Source organism: Acidovorax sp. Root70, assembly GCF_001428225.1.
Lineage (GTDB): Bacteria > Pseudomonadota > Gammaproteobacteria > Burkholderiales > Burkholderiaceae_C > Acidovorax.
In genome coordinates this window covers 74,002-89,112 of sequence record NZ_LMHQ01000023.1, presented here as the reverse complement: position 1 = coordinate 89,112, position 15,111 = coordinate 74,002, and the positions used below count along the sequence as shown (strand labels likewise).

Sequence of the window (15,111 nt, the reverse complement as noted above, 5' to 3'; positions counted from 1 at the left end):
TTCGTACCGGTGGGCGGCGTGCTGCCGGGGCGGCTACAGGTGTGAGCGGTGGTGCAGAGGCCGCCTGGGGCGTGCGCCAGTCCTTTGCACACCCGCTGTTCAAAAAATTCACGCACCTCCCAAGCCGTGTGGCCGACCGCTGCCGCTACGATGCACGGATGGACTTTTCCCTCGCCCCGATCACTGAGCGCGTGCGCGCCGCCGCCGCTGACCAGACCCCATTGCGCATCCGTGGCGGGGGCACCAAGGACTTCCATGGCCTGGCGCTGCACGGCGAGGTGCTGGACACCCGGGTGCTGCGCGGCATCGTGAGCTACGAGCCCAGCGAGCTGGTCGTCACCGTGCGGGCCGGCACCCCGCTGGCCGAGCTGGAGGCCACGCTGGCCGAACAAGGCCAGTGCCTGCCGTTTGAACCCCCGCATTTCGCCAAGACCCCTGCAGATGCCGCCACCGTGGGCGGCATGGTGGCCGCTGGCCTGTCGGGCCCGGCCCGCGCCAGCGTGGGGGCCGTGCGTGACTACCTGCTGGGCGTGACGCTGCTCAACGGCAAGGCCGAGCTGCTGACGTTTGGCGGCCAGGTCATGAAGAACGTGGCGGGGTACGACGTGTCGCGCCTCATGGCCGGTGCCTGGGGCACGCTGGGGCTGTTGACGGAGGTGAGCCTCAAGGTGCTGCCCGTGGCGCCCGGCGAGGCCACGCTCCGGTTTGAAGGCATCAACCAGGCCGATGCGTTGCGCAAGCTGCACGCCTGGGGCGGCCAGCCGCTGCCCCTCAACGCCAGCTGCTGGGTGCACGACCAAGGCGCAGGCACCCTGTATGTGCGCCTGCGCGGCGCCGTGGCAGCGGTGGAGGCCGCGTGCAAAACCATGGGTGGCACCCGCATGGACAACGCCACCGTCGCCGCCGACTGGACCGCCTGCCGCGAGCAGACCTTGCCTTGGTTCGCAGCCCGCGCCGCGCTGCCCGGCCATGCGCTGTGGCGCTTGTCGGTGCCCGCCACGGCCCCGGTGCTGGCCCTGCCCGGCGGCGCGCAGCCGCTAGTGGAATGGCATGGCGCTCTGCGCTGGGTGCAGGCGCCCGAAGCTGCAGGCGACGCCCTGCGCGAAGCCGCCCGGGCAGTGGGTGGGAATGCTTCTGTTTTTGTAGCTGCAGAGGCAAATAAATCGGGCACTAGCGGCACTTTTGAATTGCAATCCAAGGCGCTGGAGCAAATCCATGCCCGCCTCAAGCACAGCTTTGACCCGGCGGGCATCTTCAACCCCGGCCGCATGGCGCAGGCCTGGTAGGCAAGGCGACAGCCATCATTGCCATCCACGCTTCCCTCCCCATGCGACGCCTTTTTCACCTCACCGGACACCACCGCACGGTTGCGAGCAACCAGGTGCTGGGCTTGCTGCTGGCGTTCAACGCCGGGGCGGTCAATGCGGGGGGCTTTCTGGTGGTGCACCTCTACACCTCGCACATGACGGGCTTTTTGTCCTCGCTGGCCGACAACCTGGTGCTGGGGCAGATGAAGCTGGTGCTGGGCGCCGTGGGCGCGCTGTGGGCCTTTATGTCGGGGGCGGGCACCACGGCCATCATGGTCAACTGGGCGCGCCAGCGCAAGCTGCGCAGCACCTACGCCCTGCCGCTGCTGCTGGAATCTGTGCTCATGCTGCTGTTCGGCTTGGTGGGCGCCATCACCCTCAGCTGGCCCACGCCGTTTGCGGTGCCCCTCACGGTGCTGCTGCTGTCCTTCATCATGGGGCTGCAAAACGCCACGGTGACCAAGATGTCTTCGTCCCAGATCCGCACCACCCACATGACCGGCGTGGTGACCGACCTGGGCATCGAGATGGGCAAGATGCTGTACTGGAACCGCACCGGCACCGCACCCGAGTCGCAGGTGCGCGCCAACCAGGCCCGGCTGCGTATGTTTGCCGGGCTGGTCGCCATGTTTCTGGTAGGTGGCATCGCGGGTGCGGCGGGCTTCAAGCACGTGGGGTTTGTGTTTGTGGTGCCGCTGGCGCTGGTGCTACTGGCCCTGTCGCTGCCCCCACTGTGGGCCGACCGCGCGCGGCTGCGCCACCCGTTGCGCAAGCCCTCGGCGCCTGCCGCGCCGGGCGACCCCAGCCTGGGCCCGCCAGCGGACCCACCGGCCGCGCGCTGACGAACCCACGCCGAAATTTCTGTCTCTTCGCCCAGGCTGCTCTCCATGCAAACCCAGCTCTCTCCTGAATACCGCGCCCGCGCCGATGGCCTGGAGGCCGAATCCATCCTGCGCAAATGTGTGCACTGCGGCTTCTGCACCGCCACCTGCCCCACCTACCAACTGCTGGGCGACGAGCTGGACGGCCCGCGCGGCCGCATCTACCTCATCAAGCAGGTGCTCGAAGGGGAGGCACCCACCCGCAAGACCCAGATGCACCTGGACCGGTGCCTCACCTGCCGCAACTGCGAAAGCACCTGCCCCAGCGGCGTGCAGTACGGCCACCTGGTGGACATCGGCCGCAAGATCGTCGATGAAAAAGTGCCGCGCCCCGTGGGCGAAAAGGCCCTGCGCTGGGCCCTGAAGGAGGGCCTGCCATCGTCGCTGTTTGCCCCCGCCATGAAGACCGGGCAAATGGTGCGCGGCCTGCTGCCCGAGGCGCTGAGGGCCAAGGTGCCCGCGCCCCGGGATGCCGGTGCATGGCCCACGCGCCAGCATGCGCGCAAGGTGCTCATGCTGGCGGGCTGCGTGCAGCCGGCCATGATGCCCAACATCAACACCGCCACCGCGCGCGTGCTCGACGCGGTGGGCATCCAGACCGTGATCGCATCCAAGGCCGGCTGCTGTGGCGCCGTCAAGTTTCACCTCAACGACCAGGCAGGCGGCATGGCCGAGATGCGCGCCAACATCGACGCCTGGTGGCCGCTGGTGGAGGCGGGGGGTGTCGAGGCCATCGTCATGAACGCCTCGGGCTGCGGCGTCACCGTCAAGGAATACGGCCACATCCTGAAGGACGACCCGCAGTACGCAGCCAAGGCCGAACGCATCAGCGCCCTCACGCGCGACCTGTCGGAGCTGCTGCCTGCCGTGCTGCCCGAGCTGGCCGACAAGCTGCAGGGCCGTGTGAACCAGCCGGACACCCTGTACGCCTACCACCCTCCTTGCACCCTGCAGCATGGGCAAAAGCTGCGTGGCGGTGTGGAGGCGCACCTGAATCAGCTGGGCTTCAAGCTGCACACCGCGCGCAACGATGCGCACCTGTGCTGCGGCTCGGCCGGTACGTACTCGGTGCTCAACCCGGACCTGTCCTACCAGCTGCGCGACCGCAAGCTCGGCGTGCTTGGCGAGGCGTTTGGCAACCAGCCGCCCGACATGATCCTGTCGGCCAACATCGGCTGCATCACCCACCTGCAAAGCGGCACGGGTACGCCCGTGCGACATTGGGTGGAGGTGCTGGACGAGGCGCTGCGCGTGGGTTGATGGCGCGCTGGGCGAGGCGCCGGACCCTCCCGGCGCGCGCCAGAATCAGGCCTGTTTGGTGCCCGCCGACCCAACGCTGGCATGATCGAGGGTTTTGTCGTCTCCTATTCGCCCCCGAACCGCACTGCCATGACCGACTCCGTGTCCGCACAAGAACAACCCCATACCGCACCTGTCGTGCCTGCAGCACCCCAGGCCGCGCCCGTGCCGACCGAGGCTGCTGCGGTCGCCGTGGCGGCCTCTGAACCTGCTGCGTCGGCCGAAGCCGGTGCGCCCCAGCGGCGCCAGGACGGCTCGCGCCGGGGCGGCCGCGGCCGCCGCAAACCTGATGGGCGCCAGGCGCCGCAGGGCCGTGCAAACGCCGAAGGTGCGGCAGACGCTGCTGCGCCTGCTGCCGGCGCACCGCGCGCACCACAACGCGTGCACCCCGCGCTGGAGCAGCTGGCCGGGCTCTACCCCTCTCTGTTTGGCGCCGTGTTCCGCCCGCTCAAGCGCGGCATCTTCCAGGACCTCCTGGCGGCCCACCCAGAATTGTTCGAGCGCGAAGCACTCAAGGTGGCGCTGGGCATCCACACCCGCTCCACGCGCTATCTGCAAAGCGTGGCGGCGGGCGACAAGCGCCACGACCTGCAATGCCAGCCCGTGGAAGACATGGCCCCCGAGCATGTGCACCACGCGCTGCTGGAGGTGTATCGCCGCAAGAAGGCGCGCGCCACCGAAGACCTGCTGCCCAAGCTGCGCAACCGCATGATGGCCGCGTTCGAGGCCTCGGGCTTCACGCGCGAGGCCTACACTGAGCGGGTGTTGAGCCGCGACGACGCCGCCAATGCCATCCTGGAAGAAGCCTTTGCCGAATGGTCGGCCCGCAACGCCAAGGACGAGGCCCTGCTGCGTGCTTTTGAAGCCAGCGGCCAGACGCTGGAGGCCTTTGCCGACATGTACGGCCTGGTGCCCCGCACCGTGGGCCAGCAGCTGGAGCGTGCACGCCGCCTGGCAGCCGCGCGGGCTCAGTCCACGGCGGCCGCAGCGCCTTCAGACCAGGGGGGCTAAGGCCGGCTCGGCCTGGATAGAATCCCCTTGCGACCCGGTTCATGGGTTGCCGTAAGCGTTTACGTCAATCAACGTGCCTACCAACGCCGGCCCTGCCGGGGTGGTGGCCCCCAGCCCGCAGATGTTGCAGGGAGGGGGCGGCACCTTGCTTGACCGGTGTGCTTTCTGGAACTTCAATGAACCAACCTTCTTCGCTCGCCCCGTCTTCCCGCAAGACCTTTTTCGGGCTGCCCAAGCTGCCCGCACGCTCGGCGGCCTGGGTGATGCCGCTGCTGCTGTCGCTGCTCATGACCTTCATCGTGTCGCTGATCAGCACGGTGCGCGTGGCCGGCTTCTCGCTGGACTTCCTGCGCCTGTGGCTGAGTGCCTGGGCGCTGTCCTGGGTCGTGGCCTTCCCCACACTGAACCTGCGCGAGCAGGTGCGCGACGGCGCGTTTCGCGCCGACCTGTACCACCGGCTGTCGGTGTATCCCGTGCCCATCCCGCCACTGCGCGCACCCCCGGGTCACCGGGGTTGCGCGCAGGCTACTGACATCATGCTGTCAGCAGTAGGCACGCACCATGCCTCTCTCGCGTTGCGCCCACGGGCCGGCGCACCGATTCCATCGACCGACCCAGAGAGAGGACCTGCCATGACCGCCACCATCACCTTTCCCGCGCCCACCTGCATCCAGATCCCTGCTTTCAGCGTCGCGGGCATCAGCGTGCGCACACGCAACAGCGAAGAAATGAACCCTGCCATCGCGCGCCTTGGGGGGCTGTGGAACCGCTTTTTCAGCCAGAGCTGGGAGCGCCTGCTGCCCAGCCGGGGCGACGACGGCCGCATCTTTGGCGTGTACAGCGCCTACGAGTCCGACGAACACGGCGCCTTCGACGTCACGGCCGGTGTGGCCGTGGCCGAACCGAATCTCGCGCAGGCCGTGCCGGGCGCGCACCGCGTGGACATCGAAGCGTGCGACTACCTGGTGTTCACCGGCGAGGGCGAGATGCCGCAGATGGTGATCGACACCTGGATGCGTATCTGGCATTACTTTGCCGACAATCCGCAGGTGCAGCGCCGCTTTGGTACCGACTTCGAGGCCTATGAAGGGCCTGACAAGGTGGCTATCCATGTGGGTGTTGTGCTATAAATAATGTAGCTATTAACGCTTGATGAACAGGCGCAAAAGCCTAAAAACATTCATATTCCCAGCCCATGCGCCGCGCCGACCGCCTGTTCCAGATCGTCCAGCTCATCCGGGGGCGGCGCCTGTCCACCGCTGCTTTCCTGGCCGAGCGGCTCGAAGTCTCGGCCCGCACCATCTACCGCGACGTGGCGGACCTCCAGCACCAGGGCGTGCCCATTGAGGGCGAGGCCGGTGTGGGCTACCGTCTGGGCGCAGGCTTTGACCTGCCGCCGCTGATGTTCAGCCAGGGCGAGGCCAATGCTCTGGTCGCCGCCGCCCGCCTGGCCCAGGCATGGCTTGATGCGGGGCTTGCCCGCGAGGTGGAAGGCGCCCTGGGCAAGATCCTGTCCGTGCTGCCCCCCGCCGCGCGCGTGGCGGCGGAGGCCCAGGCGCTCTATGCGCCCTCGGTGGGGCTGGACCCCCGTGTGCAGTCCCATCTGCAGGCCCTGCGCGAGGCCGTGCACAGCCGCCACGTGGTGCAGGTGGACTACGCCGACGTCAACGGCCGCCCCAGCCTGCGCCGCCTGCGCCCGCTGGGCTGCTTCTACTGGGGCAAGGTCTGGACGCTGTCCGCCTGGTGCGAACTGCGCAACGACTTTCGCGGCTTTCGCATCGACCGCATTGCGGCCATCACCGTGCTGGAAGAACAGTTCCGCCAAGAGCCCGGCAAGACCCTGGCGGACTTGCTGCGCAAAGTGGAGGGGGAGATGGAGGGGCGGCCGGTGGAGTGGGGGACTGCGCCGGGGGCAGATGGGAATTCCTGAAGAGATGGAGTGCAAGGAGTGGGGGGCCGAAGACGGCAATGGGCCCTGAGCGGCCGTTCAGAGCACCGCCCGGAAGCTGCCTTTGACTTACTGCACGCGGCTGTTGGAAATTTCGTTGTCTGCCTGCGGCAGTCTATAGTTTGCCGAGTTGACGCATGCGGGGTTTCACGGAATTTTTATACTTGGACGTTTGAGCAGGTCGTCCCTTGCAAACCTATGCTGCAAGCCACTCTCAGGAGAAATCAGTGTCCAGAATATCCCGCACAGTCCAGTTTATCCGCAGGTTTTGCGGGATACATCACGTTAGGCCTCAGAGAACATGCTCATGCGAATCCAGTACTCACTGCGCTTTCGAGACTACTTTGCCTTCAACGCAGTTCATCAGTTCCTACTGATCCCGAACCAGCTGTTCTTCGTTGCTGTGGCCGCCCTCATCGCGGTATCCGAGTCGATCGGAAGCGATGTCCGCCGAGGAGTCCTCGCTTGGGTCATTGCATACTCGGCAATGTGGGCGCTTCAACTCGTGTACAACTTTGTGGTTCTCCACTCCAAGAAGAATCGCGCGCTGCTCACCGAGCACGTCGTAGAGGTGTCGGACGACACGTTTTCAGACGCTACTGCGTTCTGTGTATCGCATTACAAGTGGCCTGGCATTGTCTCCACCGTCAGTTGCCCAGGCTTCGTGGCTGTCTACACTGCCGCGCACGCGGCCTGCATAATTCCAAGTCGCGCCTTCGCCGACGCGCCGCAGCGTGAGAAGTTTATAGCTTACGTGCGCGCGAAGACTGAGGCCTAACCCCTCGGTCAAGGGGACCTGCCTGCGGCAGGTCCCTTACCTCGAACGTTGAGCGCCTGCTTCCATTCGCTTCCACAGGCTGCTACTGGCCGAAAACGGCCGTTGAGCCCAGAGGGGTAGAAATGCCGCAGATCCCCGGGGCCGCATCATTCTGGTGGTGACGCGGCGCTACAGGGTGTGCCCTCTCAACTTGCCAGCGCCGCCTCAATATCCCCCGCCAGCTTCTTCGGCGCGTCCTGCGGCGCGTAGCGGCGGATCACGCGGCCGTCCTTGCCGACCAGGAACTTGGTGAAGTTCCACTTGATGGCCTTGCTGCCCAGCAGGCCCGGGGCCTCGGCGGTGAGCCACTGGTACAGGGGCGATGCGTTGGCGCCGTTCACGTCGATCTTGGCCATCATGGGAAAGCTCACGCCGTAGTTGAGCTGGCAGAAGCTGGCGATCTCGTCGTTGCTGCCGGGGTCCTGGGCGCCGAACTGGTTGCAGGGGAAGCCCAGCACCACCAGGCCTTGGTCGGCATATTCCTTGTGCAGCTCTTCGAGCCCGCCGAACTGGGGCGTGAAGCCGCAGGCGCTGGCGGTGTTCACGATGAGCAGCACTTTGTCCTTGTATTGCGACAAGGGCACGGTCTGGCCGTTCATCTGCTGGGCTTCAAAGTCGTAGATGCTGGTGGGCATGCGGGTACTCCGGGTGTGGATGACGGGCCATCGTAGCCCCAGCTGCAGAGGCCTGTGCGCCTGCGGGTCAATCCATCAATGAGGGCCCGCGGCGCCCGGTCGGCGGAACTGCAGCGCCGCCAGCAGCGATGCCAGCAGGATCAGCGCGCCGCCCAGCACGGTGCGCGTGTTCAGCGTGGCCGCGCCCAGCAGGGCCGATGACACGCTGGCAAACATCACCTCCGACAGCATCACCAGCGCGGTGGTGCCGGCCGCCAGTCGGGCCGCGCCAAATTGCAGTGCCCAGTTGCCCAGCATCAGCACGCCCGCCAGCAGCAGGCCGGTGACGACCCAGGTGCTGTTGACGGCGGGGAAGGGCTCCACCACGCCCACTTGCAAGCCGATGCTGGCCACGGTCAGCGCCATGAGCATGCAGCCGCCAAACATCGAGAACATGCGGGCAGGGCCCGGCACGGTGTGCAGGCGGCGCAGCGTGACGTTGGTCAGTGCGAACATGAAGCCGCCCAGTAGTGCCAAAGCGTCGGCCAGCGACAGGTTCTGCAGCAGGCGCGACGCCGGGGCACCCACCGGCAGCAGCACCAGCACCACGCCCGCAAAGGCCAGCGCCAGGCGCAGCAGCGCCGCCGGTGTGGGGCGTTCTCCCAGAATGCGCCAGGCCAGCAACACGGCCCAGGCGGGCATCAGGTAGAAAAGCAGGATCACGCGCACCACGTCGCCAATGGTCACGGCCCAGTTGAAAGCCACGTTGTTCAGCCCCGAGGCCAGCGCCAGCAGCCACAACTGGGGATGCGCGCGCACCTGCTGCAGGATGCCGGGGCGCCACGCCAGCAGTGCCAGCAGCACCACGGCGTACATCGACGCCGTGGCCCACAAAGGGTGCAACCCCGCCTGGTGCATGTGCTGGAACGGCCACCACGCCAGGCCCCAGACAAAGGCGTTGAACAGCAGGGCGGCGAAGGGCAGTGGAGAGTGCATTGAAGGCAAAAACAGGCGGTAGCGCTAGTGGAATATGCGCCAATAGCTATAAATTATGTAGCAAATAGTTCCATGCTGCACAGCCGTTAAAACTGGAACGCTTCAAGGCCCGTGCACCCGTGGAGCTGGCTTTGCCAGGCCACTGGGTGCGTCCCCCTCCCGCGCAGCGAGAGAGGGGGAAGACGCGCAGCGGCTCAGGGGGAGCCTTCAATAGCTCCAGGCCACCGGGTGCGTCCCCCTCGGGGGAAGCGGCGAAGCCGCACAGGGGGGCTTCGCAATCAGGAGTCAATGGTGCGTATCGTGCCGCGCGATGTCCAGCAGGTGGTTCACTTCGTCGCGGTGGTTCACGCAGTTGCGCTGGTGCCAGCGGCGGATGACCCACATGATGCCCGCCACCACCAGCCCGAAGGTGGTGATGGCACCAAACACCGACAGGCCCAGCTTGAGCGACAGGCTGTAGAACGCCCCCAGGCCCAGGATGCAGGCCTGCTCGTTGAAGTTCTGCACGGCAATCGACCGGCCTGCGCCCATGAGGTTGTGGCCCCGGTGCTGCAGCAGGGCGTTCATGGGCACCACCAGGTAGCCGCCCAGGCCACCCAGCACGATGAGGAACGGAATGGCCAGCCAGATGTTGCTGATGAACACCATCAGGATCAGCAGCAAGCCCATCGCAATGCCCAGCGGGATCACGCGGGTGGCCATGTCCAGGCGCATGCGCATCGATGCCACCACGGCACCCACGGCGGTGCCGATGGCCACCACGCCGGTCAGGGCCGAGGCCTGGGTGGTGTTGTAGCCCAGGGCCACGGCGGCCCAGGCCAGCACGATGAACTTGAGGTTGCCACCGGCGCCCCAGAACAGGGTGGTGGTAGCCAGCGAGATCTGGCCCAGCTTGTCGCGCCACAGGCGGCTGTTGCAGGCCCAGAAGTCAGGCAGCAGGTTGAGCGCGTTGGCCACCACGCTGCGCGACGGGTCGGCGCGCAGGGGGCGCATCTCCACCCCGGTGTGCGGGATGCGGGTGTTGAACCAGGCAGCCAGCGCATAGACAGCGATCAGCGCTGCGATGGCGGCCTCGGCGGGGGTGTCCACGCCGGTGTCGATCACGGGGAAGTCAAAGCCCAGCAGCATGCCCGACAGCTGCTGCCCCACCAGCTGGCCGCCCAGCAGCACGCCCAGGATGATCGATGCAATGGTCAGGCCCTCGATCCAGCCGTTGGCCTTGACGAGCTGGGACGCGGGCAGCAGTTCGGTCAGGATGCCGTACTTGGCGGGCGAGTAGGCCGCAGCACCCAGCCCCACCACGGCGTAGGCCATGAGCGGGTGCGAGCCAAACAGCATCATCAGGCAGCCCGCCACCTTGATGGCGTTGCTGACAAACATGACCTTGCCCTTGGGCAGCGCATCGGCAAAGGCGCCGACGAAGGGCGCCAGCACCACATAGAACAATGCGAACATGGGCACCAGGGCTGCGCGCTGCCACTCGGGGGCGCCTCCGGTGCGCAGGAGTTCCACAGCGGCTACGAAGAGTGCGTTGTCGGCCAGCGAGCTGAAAAACTGCGCCGACATGATGGTGTAAAAACCGCGCTTCATCGAATGGCTGGTGAGAGCATCAGTTGGGCTGATGCCCTGGTAAATGTGAAGAATCGTAGCGAGGGACAGGCGGTTATATCACGCGGATAAACGGCCACAGTGCCAGAATCCGGCGCTGGTCCCCCGGTAAATCCCTCGCTCCATCAGGTCTGTCCCATGCCCCGTCCCATTGCTGCCACCATCCACACCACGGCCCTGCACCACAACCTCGCGCGCGTGCGCCAGTCGGTGCCTGACGCCAAGGTGTGGGCGGTGGTCAAGGCCAATGCCTATGGCCACGGCATCGAGCGGGTGTACGAGGGCCTGCGCGGCGCCGACGGTTTTGCGCTGCTGGACCTGGCCGAGGCCGAGCGCGTGCGCCACCTGGGCTGGCGCGGGCCCATCCTGCTGCTCGAAGGCGTGTTCGAGCCGCGCGACCTGGAGCTGTGCTCTCGCCTGGGCCTGTGGCATGCGGTGCACTGCGACGAGCAGATCGACATGCTGGCTGCGCACAAGACGCAGGTGCCGCACCGGGTGTTCCTCAAGATGAATTCGGGCATGAACCGCCTGGGCTTCACCCCCGAGCGCTACCGCGCGGCGTGGGCCCGGCTCAATGCGCTGCCGCAGGTGGACGAGATTTCGTTCATGACCCACTTCAGCGACGCCGATGGCCCGCGCGGCATTGCGCACCAGATGGCGGCCTTCAACGCCGCCGCGCAGGACCTGCCTGGCGAGCGCAGTCTGAGCAACAGTGCCGCCACGCTGCGCCACGCGCAGGATGCGGGTGTGCGCGCCGACTGGGTGCGCGCTGGCATCGTGGTCTATGGCAGCGCGCCGGACTTCCCCGAGCACCATGCCGGCCACTGGGGGTTGCAACCCACCATGACGCTGTCCACGCGCCTCATCGCCACCCAGCAACTGCAGGCGGGCGACACGGTGGGCTATGGCTCGGGCTTCACGGCCGACGGCCCGCTCACCATTGGCATCGCCGCCTGTGGCTACGCCGACGGCTACCCCCGCCACTGCGACACCGGCACGCCGGTGCTGGTGAACGGCGTGCGCACGCGCCTGGTGGGGCGGGTGAGCATGGACATGGTGACTGTGGACCTCACGCCCCTGCAGCAGGCGGGTGTGGAGGTGGGCTTTGGCAGCGAGGTCACGCTCTGGGGCCGCGCCAGCAATGGCGTGGTGTTGCCCATCGACGAGGTGGCGCAGGCGGCAGGCACCGTGGGCTACGAGCTGATGTGTGCACTGGCCCAGCGCGTGCCGGTGGTGGTGGACGGCGTGGCCTGACGTCCTCCCTCTGTGCCCTTGCGGTTCGCGCAGAAGTTCACGCTGCGGGGTGCGGGCTGAGCGAGGGGTGGCCTGAAACTGGTGTGAAATGGCGCCGTCTGTTTGCCACCGCGCAGCGCGCTCCTTCCATGGCCACACCCCGCAGCAACTCCTCCAGCCCCAAGAAAAAAAGCAGTTCCACCTGGCGCTCGGTGCGCATGCCGCACCACGGCGCGGTGGCGCGCAGCCTGCAGCAGCGCTACAGCCTGCGCTGGCATGGGCTGCTGATCGGCAGCTTCACGCTGCTGCTGATGTGGGCCACCTCGCACGTGCAAATGGTGCTGGGCGTGGATTCGCTGGCGCTGCGGTACCTGGTCACGCTGTCGGTGGGCTATGTCGGTTATCTGCTGGTGCTGCGCGCCTGGGCGGCACGGCTGGTGCGTCGGGACGGGTCGGCGGGCGACGGCAGCAGTGTGGAATTGCCCGACATCTCCTGGCCCAGTGGCAATGGCCCCTCCGGGGGAGGCCAGGTGCCCTTGCCCCGCACTGGCGGTGGCAACTTTGGCGGCGGCGGCGCATCGGGGGACTTTGGGGGCGGGTGGACGCAGGGCCTGTCCAGCGGGGGCTCCGGCAGCGACTCCGGCGTGCTGGGCGATATTGCCGGGGGCGCGGCCGATGCGCTGGGCAGCGCCGACGAGGGCGCTGTGGTGGTCGTGCCCGTGGTGGCCATCTTTCTCATTGGCGCGGCACTGATCCTGGGGGCGGGCTCGCTGGCCATGCTGTTTTTTGGCTGGGATGTGCTGCTCACGGTGGCGGTGGAGATTGCCTTCTCGGTGGCCACGGCCCGCGCCGCCGTGGGGGTGGAGCGCGAGGGCTGGCTCAGCGCCGCCGTGCGCCTGACCTGGAAGCCGCTGCTGGGCGCGCTGGTCTGCGCCGTGCTGCTGGGCGCCACCATCGACCACTTCCTGCCCCATGTGCAGTCGTTGCCCGAGGCGCTGCGCGTGATCCAGGGGCGCTGATTTGCTCTCTATTTGATAGCTGTCAGGGCATATTGCACTAGCGCTTGGGGCAAAAATCCCTTCAAAAATCGTCGGAAGCGCCTCCGAGGGGCTCCTACCGGGAGGACCGGCCCTTGCCGTGGCTGCAGTCCTCGCCAGTCTCCAGGGGTGGCAGCGCGTCCAGGTTGGTCCGCACCCGCGCCAGCAGGGCCAGCAGCTGTGCCTGGGTGGCGTCGTCGCAGCCCGCCAGCACCTGGGCCGACAGGGTTTTCCGCGCGGCCTGCAGCGCCTGGTACAGCGCCTGGCCCTCGGCGCTCAGCGTGAGGCACAGGCTGCGCCGGTCTTCGGCGTGCGGCTGGCGTTCCAGCCACCCCTTGTCCTGCAACAGGCCCAGCATGCGCGCCACCTGGGCCTTGTCGGCGCCGCTGTGGCGCACCAGCTCTTTCTGCGTGGCGCCGGGGTGGCGGCCAATGAAGTTCAGCGCGCGCACTTCATTGAAGGTCAGGTCCGGATGCACGGAGGTCATCGCGCGCACCATGCGCGCCCGGTAGGCGTGCATCAGGTCGTGCAGGGCTTCAAACACATCGGGGCGGGCGCGTGGGGGCATGGCGTGGCTATCGGTTGACAAAGTCAACTGAATGGCGGATGATTTGGTTGATTAAATCAACATTTTACGCCATGAACGCTTCCTTGCCCCTGGCCGCCGCGGCCCCCTCCCTCGCTATCGAGCGCATTCGCCATCCCCTGCAGGGCCGCCATCTCCAGGTGGTGCGCCGCACCCAGGTCAGCCCCGGCTTTGTGCGACTGACCCTGGCCGGCCCCGAGCTGGCGGGGTTTGTGAGCGCCGGGTTCGACGACCACCTCAAGCTCACCCTTCCCTCGCCCGGGCAAGACCGCCCCACCTTGCCCACGCTGCAGGACGGCCGCCCCGTGTTCGACGGCCCCCGCCCCACGCTGCGCGACTACACCCCCGCGCGTTTTGACGCCACTGCGGGCGAGCTGGACATCGAAGTGGCCCTGCACGACGCAGGCCCCGCCACCGACTGGGCCGCCAGCGCCACCGTGGGCCAATGGGTGGGCATTGCCGGGCCGCGCGGCAGCATGGTGGTGCCCACAGCGTTTGACTGGCACTGGCTGCTGGGCGACGAAACCGCGCTGCCCGCCATTGCCCGCCGCTTGGCCGAGCTGCCCGCCTGCGCGGTGGCCACCGTGCGCATCCAGCTGGGCAACCCGGCCGACCAGCGGGTGTTGACCAGCGCGGCGCAGGTGGATCTGCAATGGGTGAGCGCGCTGCCTGCCGCTGTGGAGGCGTTGGCGTTGCCGCCCGGTGCGGGCTTTGTCTGGGCTGCAGGCGAACACAGCGACATGGCCGCCGTACGGCGCGCCGTGCTGGCCAAGCCGGGTGTGGACCCGAAACGGCTGCGCATCTCCGCCTACTGGAAGCGCGGGGCGGCGGACCACCACGAAGACCTGGTGAGCGCTGCGTAGTCGGCACTCGCCGCCTTTCTTTCAGCGAAGCAGCGTCAGCGCCGCCGCCTTCTGCACCGCCTGCGTCATGTGCTGCAGCGCCTGCACATTCAGGCGCCAGCACTGCCAGTACAGCGGCACGTCCACCGGCTTGTTTGCAATCAGTTCAACCAGGGCGCCGGTCTTCAGGTCGTCCTCCACCAGCGGGTCAGGCGTCATGCCCCAGCCCAGGCTGGCGCGGGTGGCTTTGACGAACGCATGTGCCTCGGGCAGCCAGTGCACGGGCGGTGCGAGCTTGCGGCGCGTGATGCGGCCCACAAAACGCGCCTGCAGCGCATCCTTGCGGTTGAACACCAGCATGGGTGCCTGCGCCAGGGTGGTGGCGTTCACGCCCTGCGCAAAGTGGCGCTCCATGAACGCAGGGCTTGCGAGCGCGCGGTAGCGCAGCGTGCCCAGCGGCAGCACCTGGCAGCCCTGCACGGGCTGCGGGTCGGCCGTCACGGCGGCCATCACGCGGCCCTCGCGCAGCAGGTTGGCCGAATGGTCCTGGTCTTCCACATGGATGTCGAAGGTGATGGCCTGCCCCTCGGCCGCCTGCGCCATGGCGTGGGGGAACCAGGTGGCGAGCGAGTCGGCATTCACACCAATCGCCAGCCGCGTGGTGCTGTGCTGCCCGCCGCCAATGGTGGCCAGCGCATCGGCCTCGCTCAATGCCACCTCGCGCGCATGGCGGTACAGCGCCTGCCCGGCCTCGGTGGGCGTGCAGGGCGTGGCGCGGCGTACCAGCACCTGGCCCACGCGCTCTTCCAGCAGCTTGATGCGCTGCGACACCGCCGAGCGCGTGACATGCAGCACGGCCGCCGCCCGCTCGAAGCTGCCTTCATCGATCACCGTGGCAAAGGCGTTGAGCTGGGCGGAGTCGAGTTGCATGG

General features: G+C 67.5%; 15 protein-coding genes and 1 pseudogene. 11 read left to right on the top strand and 5 right to left on the bottom strand.

What is annotated here, in order from left to right; all coding sequences use genetic code 11:
* Positions 1-158 precede the first annotated feature (158 nt).
* From glcE to ASD94_RS12020, 8 genes and pseudogenes are all read left to right on the top strand, one after another.
* Positions 159-1,286 (top strand): glycolate oxidase subunit GlcE, encoded by a 1,128-nt coding sequence (gene glcE, locus ASD94_RS12050; RefSeq protein WP_056643621.1) that lies wholly within the window; start codon positions 159-161, stop codon positions 1,284-1,286.
* Between the two features lie 41 nt (positions 1,287-1,327).
* A complete protein-coding gene (locus ASD94_RS12045; protein WP_056643176.1) occupies positions 1,328-2,149 on the top strand; it encodes a YoaK family protein in 822 nt (273 codons plus the stop codon).
* A 45-nt stretch (positions 2,150-2,194) separates the two neighbouring features.
* Positions 2,195-3,448, top strand: coding sequence for a glycolate oxidase subunit GlcF (gene glcF / locus ASD94_RS12040; RefSeq protein WP_056643173.1), 1,254 nt, complete (start codon positions 2,195-2,197; stop codon positions 3,446-3,448).
* Between the two features lie 129 nt (positions 3,449-3,577).
* Positions 3,578-4,498 carry a ProQ/FINO family protein gene (locus ASD94_RS12035; protein ID WP_235510650.1) on the top strand — a complete coding sequence of 307 codons (921 nt, stop codon included), beginning with the start codon at positions 3,578-3,580 and terminating at the stop codon, positions 4,496-4,498.
* Positions 4,499-4,539: 41 nt separating this feature from the next.
* Positions 4,540-4,992 (top strand): annotated as a pseudogene (locus tag ASD94_RS24300) (DUF2798 domain-containing protein); the annotation flags it as partial.
* A 138-nt stretch (positions 4,993-5,130) separates the two neighbouring features.
* Entirely contained in the window at positions 5,131-5,628 is a 498-nt protein-coding gene (locus tag ASD94_RS12030) for a GyrI-like domain-containing protein (RefSeq protein ID WP_056643619.1), read from the top strand.
* Between the two features lie 65 nt (positions 5,629-5,693).
* Positions 5,694-6,428 carry a YafY family protein gene (locus ASD94_RS12025; protein WP_056643169.1) on the top strand — a complete coding sequence of 245 codons (735 nt, stop codon included), beginning with the start codon at positions 5,694-5,696 and terminating at the stop codon, positions 6,426-6,428.
* Positions 6,429-6,747: 319 nt separating this feature from the next.
* Positions 6,748-7,224 carry a YcxB family protein gene (locus ASD94_RS12020; RefSeq protein ID WP_056643166.1) on the top strand — a complete coding sequence of 159 codons (477 nt, stop codon included), beginning with the start codon at positions 6,748-6,750 and terminating at the stop codon, positions 7,222-7,224.
* Positions 7,225-7,409: 185 nt separating this feature from the next.
* Here ASD94_RS12020 and ASD94_RS12015 read toward each other — a convergent pair whose 3' ends face one another.
* From ASD94_RS12015 to lplT, 3 genes are all read right to left on the bottom strand, one after another.
* Positions 7,410-7,898 carry a glutathione peroxidase gene (locus tag ASD94_RS12015; RefSeq protein ID WP_056643163.1) on the bottom strand — a complete coding sequence of 163 codons (489 nt, stop codon included), beginning with the start codon at positions 7,896-7,898 and terminating at the stop codon, positions 7,410-7,412.
* 75 nt (positions 7,899-7,973) lie between these two features.
* Complete coding sequence (locus tag ASD94_RS12010; protein WP_056643160.1) at positions 7,974-8,873, bottom strand: DMT family transporter; 900 nt, start codon at positions 8,871-8,873, stop codon at positions 7,974-7,976.
* A 285-nt stretch (positions 8,874-9,158) separates the two neighbouring features.
* The gene (lplT, locus tag ASD94_RS12005; protein ID WP_056057261.1) at positions 9,159-10,463 is read right to left on the bottom strand and encodes a lysophospholipid transporter LplT; all 1,305 of its coding nucleotides are present in this window, start codon (positions 10,461-10,463) and stop codon (positions 9,159-9,161) included.
* A 156-nt stretch (positions 10,464-10,619) separates the two neighbouring features.
* On the opposite strand from lplT, the gene alr reads away from it, so the two are divergent.
* Positions 10,620-11,735 (top strand): alanine racemase, encoded by a 1,116-nt coding sequence (gene alr, locus ASD94_RS12000; protein WP_056643157.1) that lies wholly within the window; start codon positions 10,620-10,622, stop codon positions 11,733-11,735.
* 128 nt (positions 11,736-11,863) lie between these two features.
* Entirely contained in the window at positions 11,864-12,733 is an 870-nt protein-coding gene (locus ASD94_RS11995) for a hypothetical protein (protein ID WP_056643617.1), read from the top strand.
* Between the two features lie 94 nt (positions 12,734-12,827).
* Here the strand turns inward: ASD94_RS11995 and ASD94_RS11990 are convergent, their stop codons facing one another.
* On the bottom strand, positions 12,828-13,319 hold the full coding sequence (locus tag ASD94_RS11990) for a MarR family winged helix-turn-helix transcriptional regulator (protein ID WP_056643154.1): 492 nt from the start codon (positions 13,317-13,319) through the stop codon (positions 12,828-12,830).
* A gap of 71 nt (positions 13,320-13,390) precedes the next feature.
* Between ASD94_RS11990 and ASD94_RS11985 the strand changes: the two genes are divergently transcribed.
* Complete coding sequence (locus tag ASD94_RS11985) at positions 13,391-14,200, top strand: siderophore-interacting protein (protein ID WP_056643150.1); 810 nt, start codon at positions 13,391-13,393, stop codon at positions 14,198-14,200.
* 21 nt (positions 14,201-14,221) lie between these two features.
* Here ASD94_RS11985 and ASD94_RS11980 read toward each other — a convergent pair whose 3' ends face one another.
* A complete protein-coding gene (locus ASD94_RS11980; RefSeq protein ID WP_056643148.1) occupies positions 14,222-15,109 on the bottom strand; it encodes a LysR family transcriptional regulator ArgP in 888 nt (295 codons plus the stop codon).
* Between the last annotated feature and the right edge of the window lie 2 nt (positions 15,110-15,111).

What these genes read in the sequence shown, in the direction of transcription:
- ASD94_RS12020 (WP_056643166.1), top strand. Translation starts at nt 6,748, where the DNA reads ATGCTCATGCGAATCCAGTACTCACTGCGCTTTCGAGACTACTTTGCC.
- glcE (WP_056643621.1), top strand. Translation starts at nt 159, where the DNA reads ATGGACTTTTCCCTCGCCCCGATCACTGAGCGCGTGCGCGCCGCCGCC.
- ASD94_RS12025 (WP_056643169.1), top strand. Translation starts at nt 5,694, where the DNA reads ATGCGCCGCGCCGACCGCCTGTTCCAGATCGTCCAGCTCATCCGGGGG.
- ASD94_RS12010 (WP_056643160.1), bottom strand. Translation starts at nt 8,873, where the DNA reads ATGCACTCTCCACTGCCCTTCGCCGCCCTGCTGTTCAACGCCTTTGTC.
- ASD94_RS11985 (WP_056643150.1), top strand. Translation starts at nt 13,391, where the DNA reads ATGAACGCTTCCTTGCCCCTGGCCGCCGCGGCCCCCTCCCTCGCTATC.
- ASD94_RS11995 (WP_056643617.1), top strand. Translation starts at nt 11,864, where the DNA reads ATGGCCACACCCCGCAGCAACTCCTCCAGCCCCAAGAAAAAAAGCAGT.
- alr (WP_056643157.1), top strand. Translation starts at nt 10,620, where the DNA reads ATGCCCCGTCCCATTGCTGCCACCATCCACACCACGGCCCTGCACCAC.
- ASD94_RS12045 (WP_056643176.1), top strand. Translation starts at nt 1,328, where the DNA reads ATGCGACGCCTTTTTCACCTCACCGGACACCACCGCACGGTTGCGAGC.
- glcF (WP_056643173.1), top strand. Translation starts at nt 2,195, where the DNA reads ATGCAAACCCAGCTCTCTCCTGAATACCGCGCCCGCGCCGATGGCCTG.
- ASD94_RS12015 (WP_056643163.1), bottom strand. Translation starts at nt 7,898, where the DNA reads ATGCCCACCAGCATCTACGACTTTGAAGCCCAGCAGATGAACGGCCAG.
- ASD94_RS12035 (WP_235510650.1), top strand. Translation starts at nt 3,578, where the DNA reads ATGACCGACTCCGTGTCCGCACAAGAACAACCCCATACCGCACCTGTC.
- ASD94_RS11990 (WP_056643154.1), bottom strand. Translation starts at nt 13,319, where the DNA reads ATGCCCCCACGCGCCCGCCCCGATGTGTTTGAAGCCCTGCACGACCTG.
- ASD94_RS11980 (WP_056643148.1), bottom strand. Translation starts at nt 15,109, where the DNA reads ATGCAACTCGACTCCGCCCAGCTCAACGCCTTTGCCACGGTGATCGAT.
- ASD94_RS12030 (WP_056643619.1), top strand. Translation starts at nt 5,131, where the DNA reads ATGACCGCCACCATCACCTTTCCCGCGCCCACCTGCATCCAGATCCCT.
- lplT (WP_056057261.1), bottom strand. Translation starts at nt 10,463, where the DNA reads ATGAAGCGCGGTTTTTACACCATCATGTCGGCGCAGTTTTTCAGCTCG.